The organism is Mesorhizobium sp. BHscii, assembly GCF_053848065.1.
The window spans coordinates 225931-250332 of record NZ_JBSPKW010000001.1 but is presented as its reverse complement, the minus strand read 5'-3'; the positions used below and the strand labels follow the sequence as shown (position 1 = coordinate 250332).

The following is a 24402-nucleotide window of genomic DNA, read 5'->3' as shown; positions in this document are numbered from 1 at the left end:
GTCAGCCGGCCTTCCGACGCGGTGCTGTCTGCTTCGCCTTTGCGTGGCGCGCCGGCTTTGACTTTGCCGCGGGCTTTCTTGTCGAGGGCTGCTTGCCGCCAACGCCGGCACTCTGGCGCAGCGCATCCATAAGATCGACGACCTTCTCCCGCTTGGCCGGCTTCGGAACGGCGATCTTCTTGCCTTCGAGCTTTGCTTTCACAAGCTCGGCAAGCGCCGCCTCATATCGGTCGTCGAATTTGGTCGGATCGAATTTGCCCTTCTTGGTCTTGATGATGTGTTCGGCCAGTTCGAGCATCTCGCCCTCGATCTTCATATCGGGAATGTTGTCGAAGGCCTCCTCCGCCGAGCGCACCTCGTAGTCGAAGTTCAGCGTCGTTGCGACCAGGCCTTCGTCATAGGCCCGGATGAGCAAGGTCCGGATGCGCCGAAACAGGACGGTCTGGGCGATGGCAGCGACTTTCTTCCTGCGCATGCCCTCGCGGATCAGCCCAAAAGCTTCCTCGGCGTGTTTATCCGGCGGGGCGAGGTAATACGGCTTGTCGAAATACACGTCGTCGACATCGGAACAGCCGATGAAGGCCGAGACCGACAGCGTCTTGTCGCTCTCGGGGACAGCGGCTGCGACCTCATCGGGTTCGAGCACGACGTACTCACCCGAGCCGATCTCAAAGCCTTTGACCTGGTCGTCCTTCTCGACCGGCTTGCCGCTATCGCTGTCGACGAAGGCGCGATGCACCCTATGGCCCGTGGCGCGGTTTATTGTGTGGAAAGCGATCCGCTCTGAGGTTGAGGCAGCCGTATAGAGCGCCACCGGGCAGCTGAGTTCTCCAATTTTCAGAAAACCCTTCCAATTTGCTCTCGGCGCCAAGACGTTAGCCTCTCTGTCACAAGCATTGCACTGGAAATGCAACGTGGCGGCGCGGAGATTTGTTCCTTTGGCGCCTACGCGGCGACGATCAGAAGGGTCCTGGGCCAGCAGACAAGCCATTCCGCTGCAACCAAATTCACGACTCACCGTTGTCGAGCAGGAAGGGAGCGGTTGGCCATGACGAGACTGTCGTTGACGAGCCTATCATTTTTGGCGGCGCTGGCTCTAGCGGGTTGCAGCAACGAGACCGAACCGACACAGGGCAGCACCAGCATCACTGAACCGACACAAAGCAACACCAACACCGTCGATCAAAATCCCGAAGTCGACAAGGACCCGACGCCGAAGACGACCACGGGCGGTGATCAACCCGGTACGCCGCCGGCGCAATGAGGGATCGGCCGGCCGACCGGATTCTCCCGGATGCATTACGCGCGACAAGGGCAAAAGATCTCACCCCGACTGGCTCTGCTCGACCAAATGGTAGCTATACCGGTCTCGAATGAACGCGTTGAAGAACCGACCTTTTGACGAGGCCTTGCGGAATGCAGCGTAGGTCTGCGGCGGCACGTCGTTGTAATCGTAGCGATTTCCGCTTGGGACGAACCATACGGAGAGGGTCCTCGTCGCCGGATCGTAATTGATGCTTTGAATAGCAGTTGAAGGCATTTCCAAACACTCGACGCGTCTGGGCAATAACCCACCCCGGCAAGCCAGGTTCCGTCTCGCCCAAGATATGGAGGCGGTGATCCGGCCGGCTCGACGCCTCCAAGGTCTTGCCGCCGCCGGCCGGCTTCACCAATTAGGGTTGATGCCATCGCTCAAAACCAAGCAGCCGGAATTCGCTGGCCAAGGCGACCTGTTTCGTGCGCCCAACGATCTGCCGGAAGGATTTCACTATCAGCCGGAGCTGATCACCGCGCAGGAAGATGCCGAGCTGGCGCGGCAGCTCGAAAGTCTCGCCTTCCAGCCTTTCGACTTTCAGGGCCATCTCGCAAACCGGCGCGTCGCCGGTTTTGGCCTGCGCTACGATTTTGACCAACGCAAAGTCGTCGAGGCGCCTCCTATCCCTGCTTTTCTGATGCCGCTCAGGGAAAAGGTGGCGGCATTTGCGCGGCTGCCCGCCGATGCTTTCGTGCAGGTCTTGATCAACGAGTACCGGCCCGGCGCGGGTATCGGCTGGCATCGCGACAAGCCGCATTTCGATGCCGTAGCCGGCGTTTCTCTTCTTGCGCCATGCAGCTTTCGGCTCCGCCGGAAGAACGGCGCTGGATGGGATCGCCAGACCATCATCCTCGAGCCAAGGTCGGCTTACCTGATGACGGGACCGGCGCGCACCGAATGGCAGCACAGCATCCCGCCGCTTTCCGAGCACCGCTACTCCATCACCCTGCGGACGCTGCACCCGCAACGGTCGCCTCGATCAGAAGCGATAGTTCGATGACCAGGATCGAGACCGGCTCCTGTTTTTGCGGTTCGATAACGGCTGAGATGCATGGCGACCCGTTCTGGATTTGCTCCGATCACGACGACGATTGCCGCAAGGCCATAGGGAGCCCGCTGACCGTCTGGGTCGGCTATCGACCGGCCCAGTTCAGATTGCTGACCGGCACGCCGAAGACGTTCTCGAGGACCCGAGGCGTGCTCCGCACCTTCTGCGCCGATTGCGGGACATCCATAGCCTATCTCGACCAGGGGCTTCCCGAAGAACTCTATGTGACGATCGGCTTCTTCGACCACCCCGAACGTTTTCCGCCGCAGGCTCATGCTTATTGGGACATGAAGCTGCCGTGGGTGGAATTTCGTGACGATCTGCCACGTGTGGGAAGATATTCAAGGCGGCGCGATCCGGCGGTCGGAAATCCCGCCGATCGGTAACCCGGCAAACGCCGCCAATGGTCGATCTGGTGATACCCCGCGACCACCACGCTGTGTTGGCGCTCACCTGGAAGGCGGCGGACCATGAAGACCTTGAGACGATCATCGGGCCTTCCGGTTATCGAGCACGCCTGGTTGGAACGGAGCGGCGCCCAGATCCCGGACCCGTGATGTCGTTCGAGATCAATCGGCGGCGACCTGACGAGTCACCGCGGCCGACGGATCTATTGACGGGTGAGCATTGTGACATCGAGAAGTTTGATCTCCTCAGCGAAGCGATAACCGCTACAGTGATCGCCAAGCGGCCGGGCACCAAGGCCGGCAATGGAATTCGGAACGGGCATCGGCAGCTTGAAGCGGGTATCATCGCTTCTTCACGCCGCTTTCGATACCTATCTGTTGAGCGCAAGGCATAGTTCGGCAACAGGCAGCAAGATTTGGCACATCGATCGGGAAGCGCAGACCTGCCACTTCATGGCGGACGCGTGCCGAAATGGCTCGGCGACCGGATGACGCGCCTTGGCGCGGTCATGTGCGAGGCGATCATTCACCACTACGGTCGCGAGGAGCTGCTGCGCCGGTTGGCGCATCCCTTCTGGTTCCAGTCGTTTGGCGCCGTAATGGGAATGGACTGGCATTCATCCGGCATCACGACCAGCGTCATCGGCGCCTTGAAACGCGGGTTGGCTCCGCTCTCCGGTGAACTTGGTATTCACGTGTGCGGCGGCCGCGGCGCGCATTCACGCAGGACCCCGCACGAGCTTGCCGTCATCGGCGAGCGCGTCGGCTTCGACGGAACAGGCCTGGCAACTGCCAGCCGGCTCGTCGCCAAGGTTGACAGCGCCGCCGTTCAGGACGGCTTCGACCTCTATCTGCATGGCTTTATCGTTACCAATGATGGCGACTGGGTCGTGGTGCAGCAGGGCATGAACGGCGACAGCAAGGTGGCGCGCCGCTATCACTGGCTGTCCGAAGGCCTGAAGAGCTTCGTCGACCAGCCGCATGCCGCCATCGAAGGCGCCAACCAGGGCGAAATCGTCAACCTGACCGACCGCCGCGCCGACGCTTCGCGCAAGGGACAGCTGGAGCTCCTGCAGGACCTCGGACCGGATCGCATTCTGAGGGAATTCGCCGCGCTGGAACGTGGCACGGCCCCGGCTCCAGAGCAGACGCCTGAACAGCAGCCGATGCTGCCACACCTGGTCATGCCGGCGCACCACGACGTTCGCGAAAGCGATGTCGTCATGCGCCGCCTTCATGGGAACATGGCGGCGGCTGCCGAGCGTGGCCCCGCCGATTTTTCCGATCTTCTTCTGGTCCCCGGCGTCGGTGCGCGCACGGTGCGGGCGCTGGCGCTGGTTGCCGAGGTTCTGCATGGCGCGCCATGCCGGTTTTCCGATCCGGGGCGCTTCTCGCTGGCGCATGGCGGCAAGGACAGACATCCATTCCCCGTGCCGCTGAAAGTCTATGACGAGACGATCGGCGTGCTGAAGTCCGCGGTCCACAAGGCCAGGCTCGGCCGCGACGAAGAAATCGGTGCCTTGAAGCGGCTCGACGACCAGTCACGGCAGGTCGAACGCTATGCCACAGGCCCCAGCCTGAAGGAAATCGTTGCCGGAGAGTTCGATCAGTCGCATCTGCTCGGCGGTCGCAGTGTGTTCGGCTGGGAGGCGGCACCCGAGGCGCCCGCGGACGTCAAACAAATCAAACAAAAAGGATAAGCGCGCCCGGATCGCCTGATCCGAGTTCGGTTTCAAGTATCCAGATCGATCAAGGCGATGCCGAGTTCCGGGCGCTTCCTGCGGCGCAGATGCCCAGGCGCTTCCACCACTGTGACTTCAAGAGTCGGCCGAACGATGCCTTCGAGCAGATGCCCGCCCCGCGTGCTGCCATCGCGCAACCCGAGCACCGCGTGGACGTGAAGGCTGGGCTTGCCGTCGTCGCCGATCGCAATATCGCCGATCGCGCTGAGCACCTCGCACTGTTCCCGAACCGGGATTTTCCGATAGGTCTTTTCTCCAACGTCGAACCAGCCGACTGTCGCCGTTTCGAAGGCGCCGAGCGCGGTCAGCGAGGCGCCGCCAATGTTCTGCCCGACCGCGAAAGACGTAAGCGCCGCGAACGCTTCCTCGCCAGGATCAAGCACCACCACGAACGTTCTTTGTCCGGCGCTTTCGGCAACGAGCTGCGATTTCATGATTTCACTCCAGACGCTGTGTCGGCTTAGAGTTGTATTTCGATCGAGAGTTCGAACGGAAAGCTGGCTCGCGAGTTCCCAACAGGTTTGGTCTCGGTTTGAACATCGCTGCGCCGTCTGACTATCGAAGATGCAGCGGTCCGGAACAAGATCGCGCAGGAAACATTGTTCCCCGCAGGCTATCTCTGAGGGAGCGGACGTGGCGCCAACTGAAATCATCGTCAGGCGTGTGCCAACGCCGCGTGAGTTCTGGATTGGTCTTGGGCGCGCCTTTGCCGGAGCGTTGATCTTCGCCGTCCCCGTGCTGATGACCATGGAAGCTTGGGCGCTGGGATTTCACCTTCACCCACTGCGGCTCGCCTTGTTCCTCGCTGTCACTTTGCCAATGCTGGTGCTGCTGCACAAGTACGGAGGCTTTCGCCAGACGGTGGCGCTTCGCGACCGCATCGCCGATGCCTTTGTGGCCATACTTGTGGCCGCTGTGGCGGCTGCTGCGGTGTTTTTTATTTTCGGCATCGTGACCGTCGAAATGCCGCTACGGGAGGTGATTGGCAAAATAGCGGTGCAGGTTGTCCCAGGCAGTCTAGGAGCATCTTTGGCACGCGCTCAGCTTGGCCCGAGTCTGTTGGAGGAGGAGGACATTCCCGAGCCCGGCTACACCGGAGAGCTGTTCTTGATGGTGGTCGGAGCTCTGTTTCTATCGGTGAACATCGCACCAACGGAGGAGGTCGTCCTCATCGCTTACAAGATGCACCCCTGGCAGGAAATCGCTCTGGTGGTGGTCACCCTCGCTCTCATGCACGCCTTCGTCTATGAGTTCGAATTCCGCGGCTCGCACAGTCCCGAGCCAGGCGCTGGATTCGTCAGCATCTTCTTTCGCTATGCAATCGTCGGCTATGTCCTGGTGATGCTTGTGAACCTTTATATCCTGTGGACCTTCGGCAGGACCGATGGCGCCGGCTTTTCGGAGACACTCAGTGCAGTCGTGGTTCTGTCGTTTCCTGGCGCGCTCGGGGCGGCGGTTGCGAGGCTCATTCTGTGACAAAGAATCCCGCAAAAGGCGACGAGCAACAGAAGCATCAGTCCGACAACAAAGGAATGACACGCAAACCCGGGACTTCGGTCACGGAGTGGGTTGTGGCGGGGATAAGCTCGGTAGCCCTGGTTGCCGTGCTCAGCTATCTTGTCGTCGATGGCTTGAGCACGCGCGATGGGACCGCCCGGATCGTTGTGCTGCCGCTCGCGGTCGCGGTCACCGAGGGCGGCTATGTGGTCGAGTTCACCGCCGCAAACAGGGCGGGGAAATCAGTTGCTGCTGTCGAAATCAAAGGTGAACTCCGCAATGGCGATGAGGTCGTCGAGGAGAGCAGCGCTACGCTCGACTATGTCCCACAGGAATCCCAACGGAATGGCGCGTTGATCTTTCGTCGAGATCCCGAGGCCTATGACCTGCGCCTCTTTGCTAGTGGATACAGTGAACCCTGACCAGTCGAAAACGCCATGGATGAAATGGCTGTGGAACTCAGCCCCGATCACGAGGTCAACCGGGCCGGCGTCAAGGTCTTTGGCGAACAGTCGCAAGCGCGGTTTATCATGCGACTGGCAGGCGTATCCGCGATCTGCCGATCAGAATAGAGGATTTAATAGTATAATTTGCTCCGGTAACGGATTGAAAATCCAGAGATAACACTGTTTCGTTCCGACCTGTCCCAGTCGATTTGCGACGCTAATTGTGTCGGGTGACCAAATCGGAAATGTAGCGTTGCAGGGAAACCGTGCCACGCTCGGGACTGTCGGGCAGTTCAAGGTCGTCCAGGGTGACGGCGGTCATGCGCGCATACGATTTGGCGGCTGCCTTGGAAAAGCCCATGCCCTCAAAGGTCTCTTGCCACTTTTCACGCGGTGCCGTCACGACCTTAATGTCTTTTCGTAACTCCTCCCTTAGACAAGCCGCGACGTCAGATGCAGAATAGCGCGCCGGCCCTTCGATATAGTGGATACCTGTCTGTTCGATCGGCTCTTTCAGCAGACGGGCAGCGGCGCGCCCAAGGTCGTCCGGTGCCACCATCGGCAATCTGAAGTCCGCCGGAAAATGGGTGTTCACCACACCATCCCGCTCGGCAGTTTCAACACAGAATCCCAGTTGCTCATATAGTACGCCGCCCGGATGATGCTGGCAGGGATCGGCTGGCCGCGCAGTTGCTGCTCCAACTCGTAGAGGATGTTAAGGTCGCCACACCGGTCGCCGGGCCGAGCGCCGTAGGTTGATTGCGCGACGATCTTTCGCAATCCAGATCCTTCAAGAGCTGCAGTGATGGCGGCAACGGTCTTGCGCTCTTCAACGTCAGTGTCGGTCGATGGGTCAGCCGGCGGATTGAGCAGAAAAGGCGCTCGCCTTGACGAAAAACCTGACGAAGGGCCTCGCTGTCGTGGACATCCGCCACCGCGATTTCGGCACCACGCCGCGTCCAGTCAGCGCCTTTGGACGGATCGCGAGTTACGATGGTGACCGCTTCGCCTGTCGTAAAAGCGACATGGCTGCAGCAGAACCAACATGGCCCGTGCCTCCCAGAATGATGTGCATGGCCGATCCCTTCGCTCCCTATTCCTCCGGGGCGGTGGCAGGAGCCGTATAACGGCGACGTACTGCATCCAGAACGTGCTTGCGGCTTTCCTGCGCCGAGAGCATTTCGTCTTTTTCTGCCTCGGCGGTTTCGCGCGCCAGCTCCTTGTCCCTGATCTGATGGCGAAACCATTCGGAATAGTCGCCGGCACGCAGGTGATGCTCCCAGGTCGCGTCGTCGATGCCTTCTGCAATCTGAGCGAAGATCATCAGGTTGTGGGCCCGAAGATTCATGGCGTTGTCGGGACCTCTGAAATAGAAGCTGCCGGCCTCGTCAAGTTGACCTTCCGCATATTTGCGGCTGTGACGCTTGAGCGACTGGCGCGGCTCGATCGCTTTGACCATGGCAATTTTCTTGCGGGCTTGCGGCCGCCAGAACAGCACGCGCTCGCCTTTTGGCGAGGGAATATCCTTTGGCGGCTTGATATCCGTCTCATGACAAAAGGCCTTGATGACATTCTTGGCCTTGGGACCGAGCGCAATGACGGCAGTGACCAGACGCAGGGCATCGGTCGAAATCGCTTCCGGATGAACGGTGATCAGGACAGTGCCAGGTAATTCCAACGACAGGACGGCGCGCGTGTCGTCGCGCTTCTTGGGGAGAAGATGATGCGCCTCGTCGATGACTAGCCAGTGTGGCCTCGCTGTACGGAAGCGGAAACTGCCAAGGCCGGGAAGCAGATCGGCAAAGAAGTCCGGTCGCTCATTGACCCGCAACGCCAGCCCATTGACGACCACACTGGTGTCCGGCTTCTCGATCAGGTCGAGCACTTGTGCCTTTGTCGGTTCGCTCGAGCCATCGCCTATCCGGACGGCGCCTTCGAGGCCATCATAGTCGCCTTCCGGATCGAAAATGCAGAACTGAAAGCCGTTCTCGACGAAGCGTTCCGTCAGCGCGGTGGCCAAGGTGGATTTGCCGATGCCGGAGCTTCCGGCGATCAGAACCGTGTCGGTCGGCGTCAGATAGACTTCGTCGCCGCCGGCCGAGCCGAGAAGGATGCCGTCACGGCGTTTTCGGACAAATTCCCGATCGCGCTTTACCAGTTTTTCGATCAGCTCCTCGACGCCTTTTCCACGCGCGCCGCGCGTTACAAGGTCCGCGGTATCCTTGACCGCCGCAAGTGCATTGTCGACAGCGACGCTGCAGCCGCAGGCCTGCAGGAAGGCATGATCGTTTTCAGCATCGCCAATACCGACCACATTGTGTGGCGACAGCCTGAGGTCCTCAAGGGCGGCGGCCAGCCCGGTTGCTTTGTTGATGCCGCTGGGCAGGATCATCACCGCGCCCTTGTTGAAGATGATTTCCAGCTCCAGCCCGAGTTCCTTGATGACCTCAAGAACTGTTGCCTGGTGTGGTTCCCAGGTCGCAACGATCGACCGTCCGACTGAAAGCGGCTTGACGCCGTGTTTCTTCAGCTTGTCGACGAACTTGGGCGCCGGTGCCGGTGAGATCGCACGTTCTTCCTCGCTGGCAGGCGTGTAGATCAACGCCCCATTTTCGGCAACGACCTTGTCGAACACGCCGAGCTCGGGAAAAACGCGCTTGAGATCGGGCAGCTCCCGGCCCGTGACGAGGATGAGTTTGCGGCCACTTTTCTTGACCCGTTCGAGAGCAGCAAGCGTCTTTTCAGCTACGATCCCGTCGTGCGCCAGCGTGCCGTCATAGTCTGTCGCCAAGGCAATGAAATACATCTATCGACCAATTCATATCTGAGATCGCCGCTATCATCGTCACAGGCGAGAGGTCGCACGACGATCGGGCTGAGCGGGCGACAGGCACTCAGTAGCCGCCGATGATCGGCAATATCTCGCCGGTGATGTAGCTCGAGCAATGCGGTGAGGCGAGGAATACATAGGCCGGCGCGATCTCCTCCGGTTGTGCGGGCCGTTTCATCGGCGTGTCTGCGCCGAACTTCGAAACGTCACCGGCTTGTTTGTCAGACGGGTTGAGCGGCGTCCACACGGGGCCCGGCGCCACGCAGTTCACCCGAATTCCCTTTTCGATAAGGTTGCCCGAGAGCGCGCGCGTGAAGGCATGAATGCCTCCCTTGGTCATTGAATAGTCGACCAGTTGCTTCGAGCCCTCTATGCCGGTTACGGAGCCGCTGTTGATGATCGCCGAACCGGGCTTCATATGCGGCACGGCCTCCTGCGCCATATGGAAATAACCGTAGAGGTTGGTCTTCAGCGTCGTGTCGAAATGCTCTTCGGTCAGCTCGCTGAAGTCGCTGGAATGGATCTGGAAAGCGGCGTTGTTGACCAGCACGTCGATCCGGCCAAATTCCTTTACCACCTCAGCCACCGCGTTGTGGCAGTGGTCGCGTTCGCTGACGTCGGCCTTGACCAGCATGCAGCGCCGGCCTTCGGCTTCGACGGCCCTCTTCGTTTCTTCGGCGTCCTTATCCTCGGACAGATAGACGATCGCCACATCGGCGCCTTCGCGCGCATAGAGCACGGCCACGGCTCGGCCGATGCCTGAATCGCCGCCTGTGATGACGGCTACTTTGCCATCTAGTTTTTTTGATCCGATATAGAATGGCGCATCATAGAGCGGCGCCGGCTCAATGGCCCATTCGTGCCCCGGCTTCGGCTGGTGCTGTTCAGGAAAGGGCGGCTCGGGATACTTGCGTGCTCCGGCCTGCATGGCGCCTTGCTGCTTGCCGGCCTTCGATTTGTCCTTGGCATCGATGCCGCGCTGGATGTGGCGTTGCTTGGCGGCCTCGCCGGCGATTTCCGATTTCATCTGCATGGCTGTCTCCTTAGCTTGGAAAAGGGACAACGCATGTCCGGCGAAAAAGTTTACGCGACGGTGTCATTCCTTCAGCAGCGAATCCAAACTCCAGGAAATCGACGGCGCGTACTGCCCGACTGGCAACGAATTACGCGGCCGGACGTTGGGCACAAGCGGTGTCCGAGAACCTGAAGGCGCGCTAGCCAGGCAGATGGTATTCCGAGCTGGTAACCTGAAGATTTCCCGCCGCTCGGCCGTACAGGCTATTTTGTCACCGGATCGCGCCAGGGGAGAGGAAAATGGCTGAAGGTCATGTCAAACCAAACGGGCCGGATCTGGTCGAGGGCATCGCGCTAACCGACCTTCCCGATGGTGGAAAGATCCTCGGCCATTGCCGCGATGAGCAGGTGCTGCTGGTGCGCCGCGGGGCGGAGGTCTTCGCCATAGGGGCGACATGCACACATTATGGCGGGCCGCTCGCCGACGGTCTTGTGGTGGAAGACACCGTCCGGTGTCCCTGGCATCACGCGTGCTTCGATTTGCGTACAGGCGAGGCCTTGCGCCCCCCTGCTTTTAATCCACTCGCCTGCTGGTCGGTGGAACAACGCGATGATCGGATATTCGTCGGAGAAAAGCGCAAGCGGACGGCACCGAAGCAGCGCAATGGAAGCTCCGGCCAGGTTCCGCAGAGAATCGTCATTGTCGGTGGCGGCGCGGCCGGTTTCGCGGCGGCAGAGAAACTGCGGCGCGAACACTATCAGGGCAGCATTGTCATGCTCAGCAACGACGAAGCGCCGCCCGTTGATCGGCCCAATCTTTCCAAGGACTACCTCGCCGGCAAAGCACCGGAGGATTGGATTCCGCTCCGCGGAGAAAGCTTCTACTCAAGGAACGATATTGACCTGCGCCTCAATGCGAACGTCGCCAGCATCGATGCACGTTCTGGCGAAGTTGTACTCGCGGACGGGGCCCGGACTCCTTACGATAGGCTACTCCTTGCGACCGGAGCCGAACCGGTTCGCCTGACCATACCCGGCGCCAACCTGCCACACGTTCACACGCTGCGCTCGTTCGCAGATTGCAGGGCGATCATCGAGCGAGCCACGACCGCGCGCCGCGCCGTCGTGCTTGGCGCCAGTTTCATTGGCCTAGAAGTTGCCGCGGCCCTGCGCTCGCGCGATATCGAAGTTCATGTCGTGGCGCCGGAAAAACGGCCTATGGAACGCGTCCTGGGTCCGCAAATGGGCGACTTCATCCGCGCCCTCCATGAGGAGAATGGTGTCGTATTCCATCTCGAGGACACCGCAAGTAGCATCGACGGCAACAAGGTGAAACTCAGCAGTGGCGATACGTTGGCGGCGGATTTCGTCGTCGCCGGCATCGGCGTGCGACCGCGGACAGGGCTTGCCGAAACGGCGGGGCTCATCCTTGACCGCGGTGTCGTCGTGAACGCCTTTTTGGAGACGAGCGCACCAGGGATCTTCGCGGCCGGCGACATTGCGCGGTGGCCAGATCCGCACAGTGGCGAGAACATTCTGGTCGAGCATTGGGTGGTCGCAGAGAGGCAGGGGCGAACCGCGGCCCTCAACATGCTCGGCCATCGCGAGAAATTCGTCGCCGTGCCGTTCTTCTGGAGCCAGCATTACGATGTTCCCATCAACTACGTCGGCCATGCCGCGCAATGGGACGAGATCGTGGTCGATGGAGACGTCATTGCCAAGGATTGCCTGCTCCGCTTCAAGCGCAAAGGGCGCACGCTGGCTGTCGCTTCGATCTTCCGCGACATCGAAAGTCTAGGGGCCGAGGTGGAAATGGAGCGCCACATGACCTAGTGGTAAAAGCCTGACACTTGGTACCAGACGCGTGGGGCAGCTCAGGCTGAAAGTCCGCCGATCGGCAACCACGGACAACATGGAAGGTCAGCCCGCAATCGCGCTTAGGGCGTCCTCAATAAGCCCGAGTGAATCCGCCATCGTGTAGAATGTTCAAGCCTGTCATGTGATCAGTGAGGGGCGACAACAAGCCCTCGACGACGACGGCAACTTCAGACGGCGTCCCATACTTTTTGAGAGGAATATTGTCGGTCTCGACCGCAATCCTTTCTTCAAACGTCACGCCGGCGTCCTGTGCTCGCCTGCCTATTGCATCTCGATACCAGGGCGACAGCGTCCCACCGAGTGAAAGGGTGTTCACATGAATACCTCTTTCGCCCAGCGCAAAAGCAAGCGTCTTCGCTTCTCCAAGCCAAGCGGTGCGGATGACGTTGGCGGTGGCGTAGTGGCTAAGAACCTGAGCCGAAGAAATGCCGGAAATGATTACGACCTTGCAGCGACGGCCTGCTTCAGGGGCCGGTTCCATCCGAGCGATTGCCGACTTCAACAGGGACAACGGGCCAACGAAGCTTGTCTGAAACAGCGTTCGCCAGACCTCCGGCTCGGGCATAGGGTCAGCGGACGAATGCGGTTGGGGCGGCATAAGAACGACCCCATCAAGCTTGAGGCCCGACGTGGCGAGGTGTCGATCAAACTCGCCCAACGCGGCATCGGATGCCATATCAACCGGTATAGCTTCATGCGAACCGTCGGCTGGTGCAGGCAGGGTCGAAACCAGCGACTCAAGCCGCACCTGATTGCGGGCCGCCACCATCAGCCGCGCGCCACCGGCCGCAAGCCGTTCGCAAATTGCTTGCCCGATCCCACCCGTTGCCCCAGTCACAAGTATGGTCGACATCACACCACCCCGCCAGTTTCGAGCACTATACCGTTGTAGTCTGGAAAAGCCATTGCACCCGGCTATGGGCGGTTTCTTGCCGTCCACCGGTACCAAGTGTCAGACTTGCACCACTAGCGAAGCGCCTGCTGTTGTCCGCCTTCCCTTGCGATCAGCATTCAATTTGCGCTCGTTCATCCGCGCAGCACAAAGGTCCGGGGTGTGGGCGCTGTACGGCCGGTTCAGCCCGCGCAATCAGTCTCGGTGCGCAATGATCCAATCGGTTGCCGCCGCGAGATCGGCGACGGTTGCGGTCGGGCGCGGATCAAACCGTTTCTCATCGCCCTGCCGGTATTTGCCTGTCCGCACCAGCAATGCAGCCGAAAGTCCGGCGCGCAGGGCGCCAGCTATATCGGCCTCGGCGTCGTCGCCAACCATGATCGCCTGATCCGGCGGACAGTCCATGCTTGCCAGCGCCGACAGAAAGAATGCCGGCGAGGGCTTGCCGAGAACGGTTGCGCGTTTCAGGGAGGCAAATTCCAATGCCGCGACGAATGGCCCTGCATCGAGGCTGAGCCCGCCGTCAGCATCTCGAAACGTCCGGTTGGTAGCAAGGGCCAGCAATTCGGCCCCCGCGCTCAGCTCGCGGAGCGCGTCATTCAACGCCGCATATGTGAAGGCGTCTCCGGCATCGCCGACGATGACGGCGCGCTTGTCGCGATCCGGCAGTTCGTCAAACTCCGGCGCAAGGCCAGGGTGAATCAACAAGTGTGGCGCACAGACATTGCGAAGCAGCCATTCGCGAGCAGCGTGCGCCGGCGTGAAAACATCTGCCTTGGTAACGGTGAGTCCCATTGCCTCCAGACGTTCGAGAACCCCCTGTTTCGACGAGCGCGTGGTATTGCTTACGAAGCGTATGGCCAAACCGGCCTGGCGCAAACGCGCGAGGGCGTCGATCCCGCCTGGTATTGCGGTCTCGCTATCATAGATGACGCCTGCGAGGTCCAGCAGTACACCCCTTGTCATCGTTCCAGCATGACCACGAGTGCGCCATGCGTCAAATCCGGAACAAGGCCATGGTTGTTCCTTTTGGATCAGGGCGGGCAGGCGCATTCGATTAACCGACGGTCACTGCCACCATTCGGGGAAGGCCGTGCGGGCAGCTTCGGCCAGCGTCGCGATCTCCCCGTCGGGAACCGAGCTGTAGGGCCAGAGCAGTCGCGGGCCAAGCGGCGCCCAGCCGCCGGCCGCCGCCATCGCTTTGTCGAGTGCCGCATCGCTGACATTATAGCGAGCGCGAAAAGGCAGTACGTGGGTGGCGAGAAAGGCCTTGATGCGCTTCTCGACCTCGGCAGCGGCTGCCGCGTCGGTGCGGATCATACGCCACCACATCACCGCGCCCTTCGGGCTGAGGCAGGCAATGTTCGAATAGCTGCCGTGGGCGCCATGGGCAAATCCCGTCGCCAGCATATGGCCGGGCACGAAGACCGAAAATCCCGGCAGTTCGCGGTGCATGTCGGCGTACCAACTGGTCTCGCCGCCCGGCAGCTTGGCGCCGACCAGCGACGGCACGGCTGCGCGCAGCCTGGCGATACCTTCGAGCGTCAGGCGCCGCTTCGCGTGCGGCGGATTGTAAAGCACCAGTGGCATGTCAGGCGCAGTCTCGCCAAGACCGCCGACGAAACGCATGACCTCGCCGTCGCTCGGCGGCCACCAGTCGGGCAAGGTGAATTGCACTGCCGCCGGGCGAAGCGCCGACATCCGCATCAGCCGCTCGCGCGCGACGCGCGGATTGGACTGGCTGATGCCGATCTGGAAAGGCAGGCGCGCGCGGCCGGCTATCGTGGCCACCAGGTCGCAAAGCCGGTCGAACTCCGTTTCGGTCTGGCAGTGGAATTCGCAGGCGGTGCCGTTGGAATAGATGCCGTCGACTCCGGTCGCGCAGAGCCGTGCGATCGTCTCTGCCGTGGCGTCCCAGTCGATCGCTCCGCGATCGTCGATGGCCAGCATCACCGCGCCCCAGACACCACGCGGCGCATGTGCAGGCAAGTGGGTCAGGTGGTCGTCCGGTTCAGCGGGCACCGGCGATCTCGTACTCGCGCCGAGTCTCGTTCGAGGCAAAGGCTGCTTCGATGATGCCGATGATCTTGCGCCCATAGGCGCCGGAGATTGGCACCGAACTGTCGTCCGCAATGGCATCGCGCATTGCGCTCCATTCGCGCACCAGCGCGCTGTGCATCCAGTTCGGCTCGAACGAGCCGGGCAGGTCGGTCCAGACCGTATCGCGCCCCAGCATCGTGCCGCGGTCCATATCGATGCGCAGCGTTCCCTGCTCGCAGACCAGGTCCATGGCGTAGGTGGTCGCGCCATTGCGATAGCCGACGCTCTGCACCTGGCCGAGCCCGCCGCCGGCGAAGCGGAGTCCGAGCAGGGCGGTGTCATCGGCTTCCTGTTCATGGAACTTGGCGCCAAGCATGGCGCTCACCGAAACGACATCGTCATCCATCAGCCAGACCAGGCGGTCGAGCGCATGAATACCGGCCGTCAACAGCATGCCGCCGCCGGTTGCTTTGCGCAGATGCCAGTCGCGGCGATTGTGCTCCATCCAGAGCTTGATGATCCAGCTCGATCCGATGAGAGGCCGGCCGAGCGCTCCTTCCTCCAGCATCTGCCTGGCTGCCATGCAGGGCAGGGCGAAATGCATGAGATGGGCGACCATCAGCTTGACGCCACCGGCGGCCACGGCGGCATTGATCGCATCGCAGGCCGCTGCCGTCGGCGCCATCGGCTTTTCGAGCATGATGTGCTTGCCGGCCTCTGCTGCGCCGATCGCCATCTCGGCATGGAGGTGGTGAGGACTGGCGATGAGGACAGCGTCGACATCCTTGTCATCCAGCAGCTTGCGCCAATCGGTGTAGCCGCGACCACCATGTTCGCCGGTGAAGCCGGCCAGGGCATCGTTATTCCCGCGGCACGATGCGACGAGCTGCAGGCCGTGCACTTCTTTGATTGCCCTTGCATGGGCCGCACCGAAATCGCCCGCTCCGATAATGCCTATTCCAGTCATCGTCCTGCCTTTTCATACGCGGCGTCGATAAGCGACATCGCCGCAACATAGTCATCGATTGAAGTCGCCGGCGGCGCCTTTCGGGCCAGCCGGTCGAGCGTGTCGCCCATGCACAGGCGGTAGCGCGTCGCCGGCAATTCGATCGGCAAGTCAACGATAGCGCCATCGTCGCGCGTCGCACAGATGGTGCGGTCGCCATAGTCAATGAGGGTGGCATTCTCACTGACGATGCGCCATTCGAAATCGCCGCCGGGGCGCATCGACGCGAACGTGTATCCTGCCTCGACGACGAACAAGGCTCCGGCAGCATCTTCCAGCATAAGCAGCGCATGGTCCTCGACCGCGGCGCGGTGAATGCGGTTCTCGATCGAAACGGCTTTCAGCTGAAGTCCGCCGGTTGCCAGGCTGAGCGCGGCGTCGACGCCGTGTATGCCGAGGTTCCTCAGCGCGCCACCGCCACCGATCGCCGGATCCACGACCCAGGCGACACCTTCGGCCGCATAGCGCTGCGGCGGGCCATTGACCAGCCGGAACTGGCAATGCGCAACCGCACCGGCACGGCCTTGCCGGCGCAGCCGTTCAAAGGCAGTGACGGCCGGTCCAAAGCGGTTGGGCAGGGGAACGCTGACAAAGGCCTGGTGCTGCCTCGCCAGGTCTCGCAGCGCGGCCAACGCTCCGGTGCTGCTCGCCGCCGGCTTCTCCAGGATCAGCGGTATGCCAGCTTCGATGACAGCCCGCGCCCGCGCCGGTACGGTCGAAGGATGTCCCATCAGCAGGATCACGTCCGGCGGGCTGGAGAGGATTTTCGCAAAATCCGCAATGAACGGCAGATGATGACACGTCGCGAAGGCGCGCGCATGCTCCGCGTCCTCATCCCAAATGCCGGCTATTTCGGCGTCACATGAGTGTGCAGCGTCGAGATGCATTTCGGCGTGCCAATGGCTTGAGCCGGCCAGGACAATCTTCATTTCAGTGGTGTATCCTCCTGCTTGCAGGATATCCTACAAGTCGCTATGCTACAAGCATCGGCCGCTTTGCGGCGCGCCATCGGCGCAATTGCGGCGGCGCTTGGAGCAAAATGTCGGAACCCAAATCGATCTCGGAACCCAAATCCATGTCGGAACCCAAGTCGATCGAACCGCTGACCCGACCGCCGCTGCTTCACGTCAGCGTGCAGGAGAGCCTCAGGAACTATATCCAGAGCAACAAGCTCAAGGCAGGCGATCCCTTGCCTCCGGAGACCTTCCTGGCGCAGCGGCTCGGCGTCGGCCGCAACTCGGTGCGGGAAGCGATCAAAGCGCTGGAGTCGATCGGTATTTTGGAGACGCGTCGCGGCATCGGCGTGTTCGTCAAGGAATTCTCGTTCAAGCCTTTGCTGGATAATTTGGCATATGGCCTGCAGGATTCGTTGCGCGACGTGGAGGAGCTGCGCGAGATCCGCCGCGTCCTTGAAACCGGCCTCATCGCCAAGACCATCGAGATGATCAGCGCCGAAGACATCGCCGCGCTGCGCCAGCTGACCGAAAGCATGCGGCGGCGCGCCGAGCGCCAGGAGAGCTTTGCCGAAGAGGACCAGCAATTCCACCAGCTGCTGTTCCGCTGCCAGAACAATCACATGCTGAGCGCGCTGATCGACATTTTTTGGGTGGCGTTCAACAAGGCCTCGAATTTCACCAGCCTCGACAATCCGACACCGCTGGCGACATGGCGCGACCATCACGAGATCGTCGAGGCCGTCGCCGCCAAGGATGTCGACCGGGCGCGTCAGCGCCTCGACGACCACTACAGGGGGATTCAGGAAGTCATCGCCAAAAACCGAACCACCTGACCCAACGCCGAACTAGCTGACAATGCCAAGGGAGGAAACCATGCGCATCAAGACTATCGCTCGTCATCTGGCCATCACCGGACTGCTGCTCGGCGGCCTGGCCACCAGCGTCCAGGCACAGGGCGCCAAGACCATAACCGGGGGCTTCGACGTCGGCCCCGGCGGCTTTCCCAAGAATTTCAACCCGCTGGCTGCGACCGGCGGCTTTACCTGGCTCAGCACCTATTTTGAACCGCTGGTGATCTACAACGCCGAACTGACCGAACTCGAAGGCGATCTGGCCAAGGACTACACGGTCGGCGACGACCAACTGACCTATACGTTCAACCTTGTCCAAGAGACCTGGCACGACGGCAAGCCGTTCACATCCAAGGATGTCAAGTTTACGCTTGAACTCGCCAGGAACAAAGCCTCCGGCAGCTTGTTTGCCGCGCGTCTCGGCGACATCGCGTCGGTCGACGCGCCGGACGATCGCACCGTGGTCGTCAAATTGTCGAAGCCCAACGGCTCCTTCCTGTCCATTCTCTCGCAGGTGATGATCCTGCCGGAGCATGCTCTGGCCGGGATGCCGCCAGAAACGCTGGCCACAAGCACCTGGTGGTCCACCACGCCGGTCGGCACCGGCCCCTTCAAATTCAATCGCTATGTCAGCGATCAATATGTCGAGCTGGCCGCGGATGACGACTATCGCAGCGGCAAGCCAAAGGTCGATGTGCTCATCAACCGGTATTTCGAGAGCCCGGCGGCGGCCGTTGCCGCGCTGCGCGCCGGCGAAATCCAGTTCACCTATGTCGAGCCCGACGACGCGGTATCCTTCAAGAGCGACAGCAATTTCAAGGTGATCGAGGGCGCTTCTTATGTGGTCAACTACATCGGCCTCAACCAGAAGGTCGAGCTCTTTAGGGATGTTCGCGTCCGCCAGGCGATCATGTACGCGATCGATCGCAATGCCATCATCGAGAGCCTCTATGGCGGCGCGGCCAAACCGGCCAACTGCGGCTACGTCGCGCCGCATCTGCTCCCCGAAGGCCTCGAACCCTATGCGTACGATCCGGCAAAGGCCAAGGCTCTGCTTGCCGAGGCGGGCTGGGAAAAGATCAACGGCGACAAACCCATCACCTTGCTGACCTATTACGGCTCGCCGCAAGCAGCCAATGTGATGGCCGCCATCCAGTCGATGCTGGCCGAGGTCGGGATCAATGTGGTGCCGCGTGTCGTCGATACGCCGACCTATAACGGCATCGTCTACAAGGAAGGCACGCCGGACTGGAACGCATTTGCGATGGTCTATGCCGGCCTGCAGAACGGTCCGAATCCGGCTGGCATCAGCCCTGGTCTCAACAAGTCCCAGATTCCGCCGGCAGGCTTCAACACCATGCGCATCGAGTTCGACGATCTGAGCGCTGCATTGGACGCTGCGCTCGGCCAGACCGATCCGGCCAAGATCGATAAATCGTGGCAGGAAGTCTGCAAGGTGATGAACAAGGATCTGCCCTGGGCGACATTATGGGTGGCCAACCGCTATGGCGTCGCCTCCAACAAGCTGCGTGACTTCGTCTGGACGCCGGCGCCGGCGGGCGGTCCTTATGCGGCTCACCCGGAACGCTGGGATATCCAGTAAAAGCGCTTGGCGGGCCAGGCCCGCCTTTGCAGGGAGCCGGCGTGATGCCGGCTCCTCTCACCATCACCACGGACCGCCAATGCTGAGTTTCATTGCCCGCCGCAGCGCTACAGGACTGTTGATGCTGGTCGCCTTGAGCGTCCTCATCTTCATCCTTCTGCGACTGGCGCCCGGCGATCCGATCGACGCGTATATCAACCCTTCCAGCCCGATGTCTGCTTCCGACCTCGAAGTCCTGCGCGACCGGCTTGGGCTCGACCAGCCGCTTCCCGTGCAATACCTCGCCTGGCTTCGCGCTGCGCTCAGCGGCGACTTCGGCTATTCGATCCAGCGCAGCGGCGTTGCCGTGCTGCCGCTGGTCATGGAGCGCATCGGCCCAACCGCGCTGTTGATGGGTACGGGCCTGGCCATCGCCATCGTGCTCGGCATTTCCGCCGGCATTTTCTCCGCCGTCCGCCGTAACGCGCTGCCCGACATCATCCTGTCGGTGGTTGCTTTCGTCGGCATCTCCAGCCCGGCTTTTCTGACGGCACTTCTCGGGCTGTACTTTTTCTCGGTGTTGCTGCGCTGGGCGCCATCAGGCGGCATGCAGACCGCCGGCGCACCTTTTTCCGTATCGGACGTACTCGCGCACCTCGTCCTGCCCGCCTGCCTGCTGTCCATTGGACACGCCGCGCTGATCATGCGCTACATGCGCGCGTCGCTGCTGGAAGTGCTCAACCAGGATTATGTGCGAACCGCGCGTGCCAAGGGAGTGCGCGAATTCTGGGTGATCATCAAGCACGCGACGCGCAATGCGCTTTTGCCGGTTATCACCCTGATCGGCTCGACGGTCGGCATCGCGATCGGCGGCGCCATTTTCCTCGAAAGCGTGTTCAACTGGCCGGGCATGGGCCTGCTGCTGGTCAACGCGGTCGGCACACGGGATTACCCGGTGATCATGGGCGCCACTCTGGTGATCGGCATCTGCGTCATTTTGGTCAATCTCCTGACCGATATCGTCTATGCCGTCGTCGACCCGCGCATTCAGGTGTCGTGATGACGATCACCGCGCGAGATCCGACCGTCGACCCGACAGCCGCGCCGCAAACCAAAGGACCGCTCCGCCGCGCGCTCGACCGCTTCTTTGAAAATCGTGCGGCGCGCGCCGGTCTGCTTTTCGTCGTTCCCATCCTGCTGGCGGTGTCGACCTATCATTTATGGTGGCCGTTCAGCCCCAATGCCATCGATCTCAGGGCGATCAACAAGGGACCGTCCGCCATTCATTGGCTAGGCAGCGACGGCGTCGGCCGCGACGTCATGGCCCGGCTGATGCAAGGCGGGCGGATATCGCTGCTGGTCGCCGTCTGCTCCGTCGCCATCTCGATCGTCATCGGCTTCCTGGTCGGCGCCGTCGCCAGCTTCGGCGGGCGTCTTGTCGACGGCACGGTGATGCGCTTTGTCGATCTCGCAATGACGCTGCCGCCGGTGATCTTCCTGCTTGTGCTCGCTTCGATCGCCGGCACCGGCATCGCGCCGACCATCCTGGTGATCTCGCTGCTCTCATGGCCGGTGCTGTCGCGCATGGTGCGCGCCCGGCTGCTCGAGCTGCGCGAGCGTGACTTCGTCGTCGCCGCCCGCGGCATGGGGGCGGGGCTGCCGCATCTCCTGTTCCGTCACGGCCTGCCCAACTGCATCGATATTCTTGTCGTCTACGCCACGCTGCAGATCGCCAACGCCATTCTGCTCGAAGCCGGTCTCTCCTTTCTCGGCCTCGGCATCGCGCCGCCCGAAGCCAGCTGGGGCAACATGCTCAATCTCGCCCGCTCCACCGTGGTGCTCGAACAATATCCCTGGCAATGGATGTTTCCCGGCGCCGTGCTTGTGCTCACCGTCCTGGCCATCAACTTCATCGGCGATGGCCTGCGCGATGCATTCGACCCTCGTTCCGATCTCAACTGACCCAAAGGTTTTTCAAAATGCCCCTGTTTACCGGTGTCGTGCCACCTGTCGTCACCCCGCTCAATGCCGATTTCAGCGTCGACTTCCCGTCGTTCACGCGGACGATTGAGAACCTGCTCGACGGCGGGGTACACGGGCTCTTCGTGCTCGGCTCGACCAGCGAGGTGGTCTTCCATAACGAGCCCGGCCGCAGGGCCATCATCGAGCACGCGGTCAAGGTCAACAACGGCCGCGTTCCGATCTTCGCCGGGGTCATCGACCCGACAACCGATCGTGTCATCAACCATGCCAAGATAGCCAGATTGGCCGGTGCCGACGCGGTCGTCGTCACCGCGCCGTTTTATGCCCGCACCAGCCAGCCCGAGATCGGCGACCACTTCCGCTATATCAAGGACGCGGTCGACATTCCCATCATCGCCTACGACATTCCGGTCTGCGTCCATGTCAAGCTGGAGCGTAAGACCACCGTTGCCCTTGCTAGCGAGGGCGCTATCGCCGGCATCAAGGATTCCAGCGGCGATGACGGCAACCTGCGTTATGTGCTCAAGGATATGGCCGACGATCCGAATTTCTTCGGCATGACCGGGTCCGAGATCCTGGTCGACAGCGTGCTAGCCATGGGCGCGCATGGTGTCGTGCCGGGCCTCGCCAATGTCGACCCGCACGGCTACGTCAAGCTGTGGACCCTGATGCAGACGGGTCAGCACGCCGAAGCCCGCGTGGAACAGGAGCGGCTGTTGAAGCTGTTCGAGATCGTCTGGATCTCGCTCGGCAGGACAAGCGCCGGCTCGGCCGGCGTTGGCGCTTTCAAGACCGCGATGAAGAGCCTCGGCATCATCGCCTCCAACACCATGGCGCGGCCGCAACGCAGCTTGAACGACGAGGAAACCGCAAAGGTCGAAATCATTCTTCGCGACGTCGGGTTGCTGCGCTGACCGTGGACGCTCCGATTCTCTCGATTTCCGGTCTGCGGGCGGTGTTCCGTATCGCGGGACGCGACATTGCCGCCGTGCAGGACCTCGATCTGACGATCGGATCGGGTGAAACGGTCGCGCTCGTCGGCGAGTCCGGATCGGGCAAGTCCGTCACCAGCCTGTCGATCATCGGCCTGCTGCCGAAGAAGATCGGACACATCGCCGAGGGATCGATCGCGCTGCGGCGCAGGGATGGCACGGTCACCGAGCTGACCGGCCTCGATCCTGAGTCGCTGCGCAAGGTGCGCGGCAACGACATCGGCATGGTGTTCCAAGAGCCGATGACCAGCCTCAATCCGGTCTACACGATCGGCGAACAGATCGCCGAGCCGATCCGCATCCATCTTGGCAAGTCGCATCGCGATGCGGCCGCCGACGCCGTGCGGCTGCTGGCTCAGGTTGGCATTCCCGATCCCGATCGGCGGGCGCGGCAATACCCGCATGAGCTGTCGGGAGGGATGCGCCAGCGCGCCACCATCGCCATGGCCTTATCCTGCAATCCGACCTTGCTGATCGCCGACGAGCCGACTACCGCGCTCGACGTCACCATCCAGGCCCAGATTCTCGACCTGCTGGCCGAGCTGCAGGCGCAGCGCGGCATGGGCATTCTGTTCGTCACGCACAATCTGGGCGTCGTTGCCGAGATCGCCGACCGGGTCGCGGTGATGTATGCCGGGCGCATCGTGGAATCGGGTCCGGTGAGCGAGGTGTTCACCCGTCCGCGTCATCCCTACACCGCGGGGCTGATGCGTTCGGTGCCACGGCTTGGCCAGGCCACCTCGCTGAAGGCAGCAGGAACGCCGCTTCCGACCATCGCCGGCAATGTTCCGTCGCTGGCCTTGCTGCCTAAGGGCTGCTCCTTCGCGCCGCGTTGCGCCATGGCTGTCGACGCCTGCCGCGCCGCGGTGCCGCCATTGTTCGCGGCGACGTCGACCCAGCACAGCCGTTGTTTGCGTTGGAAGGATCTCTGACAATGGACGCCCCCTTCCTTTCGGTCAGGAATCTGACCAAGCATTTCGCGCCGACGGCGTTCTCGCGCGGTCCCGTCGTCAGGGCGCTGCAAGATATTTCCTTCGATATTGCGCGCGGCCAGGTGGTCGGCCTCGTCGGTGAATCCGGATCGGGCAAGACCACGATCGGCCGCTCGCTGCTGCGTCTCATCGAGCCGACATCCGGCGAAATAAGCTTTGACGGCATCGATATCACCAAGCTGAGCGCCGGGCCGCTAGCTCGCCAGCGCCGAAAGATGCAGTATATTTTCCAGGATCCGTTCGCCAGCCTGTCGCCGCGCATGACCATCGGGCAGATCCTGACCGAAGGCCTGGATATTCAGGGCATCGGCAACAGGCGCGAGCGGCGGGCGAGGGCGGAGAAGGCACTTGCTGCGGTCGAGTTGCCAGTCGATGCCTATGATCGCTACGCCCACGAATTTTCGGGCGGGCAGCGTCAGCGCATCGGCATCGCGCGGGCGATTACGCTCGAACCCGAATTCATCGTCGCCGACGAGGCGGTCTCTGCCCTCGATGTCTCCATTCAGGCGCAAATCATAAATCTTCTGCGCGACCTGCAGGTCCGGCTCGGTCTGACCATGCTGTTCATTTCGCATGACCTGGCCGTCGTCGAATATATCTGCGACACGGTGATCGTTCTCTATCTCGGCCGCATCATGGAAGTTGCGCCGGCGGCCGCGCTCTATGCGCGGCCGCAGCACCCCTACACGCGCGCGCTGCTCTCGGCCATTCCATCGCTCGACCCACTGGTCAAGCAAGGCCGGCAGGTGCTGAGGGGCGACATTCCAAGCCCCGCAAATCCGCCAACCGGGTGTGTTTTCCGAACCCGTTGCCCGGTTGCTCTGGACGATTGTGCTGGCATTGTCCCACCGCTGCGGGCAACGTCCGATGGCCATCTGAAGGCCTGCATTCGCGACGACATCGCCTAGCACTCACTCGTTTGCCGCGCGGG

At 61.7% G+C, this 24402-nt stretch carries 27 protein-coding genes; 15 read left to right on the top strand and 12 right to left on the bottom strand.

Annotated features, from left to right (window positions below; all coding sequences use genetic code 11):
- Position 1 precedes the first annotated feature (1 nt).
- A complete protein-coding gene (gene ku / locus ACWTU7_RS01230) occupies positions 2–871 on the bottom strand; it encodes a non-homologous end joining protein Ku (RefSeq protein WP_029356317.1) in 870 nt (289 codons plus the stop codon).
- 177 nt (positions 872–1048) lie between these two features.
- Here ku and ACWTU7_RS01225 point away from each other — a divergent pair, with 177 nt between their 5' ends.
- The gene (locus ACWTU7_RS01225; RefSeq protein ID WP_455837397.1) at positions 1049–1264 is read left to right on the top strand and encodes a hypothetical protein; all 216 of its coding nucleotides are present in this window, start codon (positions 1049–1051) and stop codon (positions 1262–1264) included.
- A 60-nt stretch (positions 1265–1324) separates the two neighbouring features.
- Here the strand turns inward: ACWTU7_RS01225 and ACWTU7_RS01220 are convergent, their stop codons facing one another.
- Positions 1325–1540 (bottom strand): KTSC domain-containing protein, encoded by a 216-nt coding sequence (locus ACWTU7_RS01220; RefSeq protein ID WP_455837396.1) that lies wholly within the window; start codon positions 1538–1540, stop codon positions 1325–1327.
- Between the two features lie 142 nt (positions 1541–1682).
- On the opposite strand from ACWTU7_RS01220, the gene ACWTU7_RS01215 reads away from it, so the two are divergent.
- From ACWTU7_RS01215 to ACWTU7_RS01200, 4 genes are read left to right on the top strand one after another with little or no spacing between them, the layout of a single operon-like run.
- Complete coding sequence (locus tag ACWTU7_RS01215) at positions 1683–2315, top strand: alpha-ketoglutarate-dependent dioxygenase AlkB (RefSeq protein WP_455837395.1); 633 nt, start codon at positions 1683–1685, stop codon at positions 2313–2315.
- Positions 2312–2749 carry a GFA family protein gene (locus ACWTU7_RS01210; protein WP_095519735.1) on the top strand — a complete coding sequence of 146 codons (438 nt, stop codon included), beginning with the start codon at positions 2312–2314 and terminating at the stop codon, positions 2747–2749. Before ACWTU7_RS01215 ends, ACWTU7_RS01210 begins: the two co-directional genes overlap by 4 nt.
- Positions 2750–2766: 17 nt before the next feature.
- On the top strand, positions 2767–3165 hold the full coding sequence (locus ACWTU7_RS01205; RefSeq protein WP_455837394.1) for a hypothetical protein: 399 nt from the start codon (positions 2767–2769) through the stop codon (positions 3163–3165).
- A 21-nt stretch (positions 3166–3186) separates the two neighbouring features.
- A complete protein-coding gene (locus ACWTU7_RS01200) occupies positions 3187–4470 on the top strand; it encodes a DUF763 domain-containing protein (protein WP_455837393.1) in 1284 nt (427 codons plus the stop codon).
- A gap of 32 nt (positions 4471–4502) precedes the next feature.
- Here the strand turns inward: ACWTU7_RS01200 and ACWTU7_RS01195 are convergent, their stop codons facing one another.
- Complete coding sequence (locus ACWTU7_RS01195; RefSeq protein WP_128342819.1) at positions 4503–4946, bottom strand: PPC domain-containing DNA-binding protein; 444 nt, start codon at positions 4944–4946, stop codon at positions 4503–4505.
- Positions 4947–5229: 283 nt separating this feature from the next.
- Between ACWTU7_RS01195 and ACWTU7_RS01190 the strand changes: the two genes are divergently transcribed.
- Together ACWTU7_RS01190 and ACWTU7_RS01185 are read left to right on the top strand one after the other, a co-directional pair.
- Positions 5230–5988 (top strand): TIGR02587 family membrane protein, encoded by a 759-nt coding sequence (locus ACWTU7_RS01190; protein WP_455837392.1) that lies wholly within the window; start codon positions 5230–5232, stop codon positions 5986–5988.
- Positions 5985–6431, top strand: coding sequence for a TIGR02588 family protein (locus ACWTU7_RS01185; RefSeq protein ID WP_455837391.1), 447 nt, complete (start codon positions 5985–5987; stop codon positions 6429–6431). The genes ACWTU7_RS01190 and ACWTU7_RS01185 overlap by 4 nt, the downstream gene beginning before the upstream one ends.
- 241 nt (positions 6432–6672) lie before the next feature.
- On the opposite strand, the gene ACWTU7_RS01180 is transcribed toward ACWTU7_RS01185, so the two are convergent.
- The 4 genes from ACWTU7_RS01180 to ACWTU7_RS01165 all read right to left on the bottom strand — a co-directional run bounded on the left by ACWTU7_RS01180 (position 6673) and on the right by ACWTU7_RS01165 (position 10318).
- The gene (locus ACWTU7_RS01180; protein ID WP_455837390.1) at positions 6673–7050 is read right to left on the bottom strand and encodes a hypothetical protein; all 378 of its coding nucleotides are present in this window, start codon (positions 7048–7050) and stop codon (positions 6673–6675) included.
- Entirely contained in the window at positions 7047–7235 is a 189-nt protein-coding gene (locus ACWTU7_RS01175) for a hypothetical protein (protein WP_455837389.1), read from the bottom strand. Before ACWTU7_RS01175 ends, ACWTU7_RS01180 begins: the two co-directional genes overlap by 4 nt.
- A 313-nt stretch (positions 7236–7548) precedes the next feature.
- Positions 7549–9261 carry an HAD-IIB family hydrolase gene (locus tag ACWTU7_RS01170; RefSeq protein WP_455837388.1) on the bottom strand — a complete coding sequence of 571 codons (1713 nt, stop codon included), beginning with the start codon at positions 9259–9261 and terminating at the stop codon, positions 7549–7551.
- An 88-nt stretch (positions 9262–9349) separates the two neighbouring features.
- Positions 9350–10318 (bottom strand): SDR family oxidoreductase, encoded by a 969-nt coding sequence (locus ACWTU7_RS01165; protein WP_455837387.1) that lies wholly within the window; start codon positions 10316–10318, stop codon positions 9350–9352.
- Between the two features lie 281 nt (positions 10319–10599).
- Between ACWTU7_RS01165 and ACWTU7_RS01160 the strand changes: the two genes are divergently transcribed.
- Positions 10600–12132: an FAD-dependent oxidoreductase gene (locus ACWTU7_RS01160; protein WP_455837386.1), complete on the top strand. Its 1533-nt coding sequence runs from the start codon at positions 10600–10602 to the stop codon at positions 12130–12132.
- A 115-nt stretch (positions 12133–12247) separates the two neighbouring features.
- Here the strand turns inward: ACWTU7_RS01160 and ACWTU7_RS01155 are convergent, their stop codons facing one another.
- The 5 genes from ACWTU7_RS01155 to ACWTU7_RS01135 form a co-directional block, all read right to left on the bottom strand.
- Positions 12248–13030 carry an SDR family NAD(P)-dependent oxidoreductase gene (locus tag ACWTU7_RS01155; RefSeq protein WP_455837385.1) on the bottom strand — a complete coding sequence of 261 codons (783 nt, stop codon included), beginning with the start codon at positions 13028–13030 and terminating at the stop codon, positions 12248–12250.
- Positions 13031–13264: 234 nt separating this feature from the next.
- Entirely contained in the window at positions 13265–14122 is an 858-nt protein-coding gene (locus tag ACWTU7_RS01150; protein ID WP_455837384.1) for a TIGR01458 family HAD-type hydrolase, read from the bottom strand.
- Positions 14123–14137: 15 nt separating this feature from the next.
- Positions 14138–15091 (bottom strand): dihydrodipicolinate synthase family protein, encoded by a 954-nt coding sequence (locus tag ACWTU7_RS01145; protein ID WP_455837383.1) that lies wholly within the window; start codon positions 15089–15091, stop codon positions 14138–14140.
- Positions 15081–16076, bottom strand: a complete 996-nt coding sequence (locus tag ACWTU7_RS01140; protein ID WP_455837382.1) for a Gfo/Idh/MocA family protein — start codon at positions 16074–16076, stop codon at positions 15081–15083. Before ACWTU7_RS01140 ends, ACWTU7_RS01145 begins: the two co-directional genes overlap by 11 nt.
- Positions 16073–17044 carry a Gfo/Idh/MocA family protein gene (locus ACWTU7_RS01135; RefSeq protein ID WP_455837381.1) on the bottom strand — a complete coding sequence of 324 codons (972 nt, stop codon included), beginning with the start codon at positions 17042–17044 and terminating at the stop codon, positions 16073–16075. The genes ACWTU7_RS01140 and ACWTU7_RS01135 overlap by 4 nt, the downstream gene beginning before the upstream one ends.
- Before the next feature lie 146 nt (positions 17045–17190).
- Between ACWTU7_RS01135 and ACWTU7_RS01130 the strand changes: the two genes are divergently transcribed.
- From ACWTU7_RS01130 to ACWTU7_RS01100, 7 genes are all read left to right on the top strand, one after another.
- On the top strand, positions 17191–17904 hold the full coding sequence (locus ACWTU7_RS01130; RefSeq protein ID WP_455837380.1) for a FadR/GntR family transcriptional regulator: 714 nt from the start codon (positions 17191–17193) through the stop codon (positions 17902–17904).
- A gap of 40 nt (positions 17905–17944) precedes the next feature.
- Complete coding sequence (locus ACWTU7_RS01125; protein ID WP_455837379.1) at positions 17945–19525, top strand: ABC transporter substrate-binding protein; 1581 nt, start codon at positions 17945–17947, stop codon at positions 19523–19525.
- A 79-nt stretch (positions 19526–19604) separates the two neighbouring features.
- Positions 19605–20564: an ABC transporter permease gene (locus ACWTU7_RS01120; protein ID WP_095519724.1), complete on the top strand. Its 960-nt coding sequence runs from the start codon at positions 19605–19607 to the stop codon at positions 20562–20564.
- Positions 20564–21466: an ABC transporter permease gene (locus ACWTU7_RS01115; protein ID WP_455837378.1), complete on the top strand. Its 903-nt coding sequence runs from the start codon at positions 20564–20566 to the stop codon at positions 21464–21466. Before ACWTU7_RS01120 ends, ACWTU7_RS01115 begins: the two co-directional genes overlap by 1 nt.
- Before the next feature lie 17 nt (positions 21467–21483).
- Positions 21484–22401 (top strand): dihydrodipicolinate synthase family protein, encoded by a 918-nt coding sequence (locus ACWTU7_RS01110; RefSeq protein WP_455837377.1) that lies wholly within the window; start codon positions 21484–21486, stop codon positions 22399–22401.
- A 2-nt stretch (positions 22402–22403) separates the two neighbouring features.
- Positions 22404–23411 carry an ABC transporter ATP-binding protein gene (locus tag ACWTU7_RS01105; RefSeq protein WP_287112985.1) on the top strand — a complete coding sequence of 336 codons (1008 nt, stop codon included), beginning with the start codon at positions 22404–22406 and terminating at the stop codon, positions 23409–23411.
- Between the two features lie 2 nt (positions 23412–23413).
- Positions 23414–24379, top strand: coding sequence for an ABC transporter ATP-binding protein (locus tag ACWTU7_RS01100; protein ID WP_455837376.1), 966 nt, complete (start codon positions 23414–23416; stop codon positions 24377–24379).
- The last annotated feature ends 23 nt before the right edge of the window (positions 24380–24402 follow it).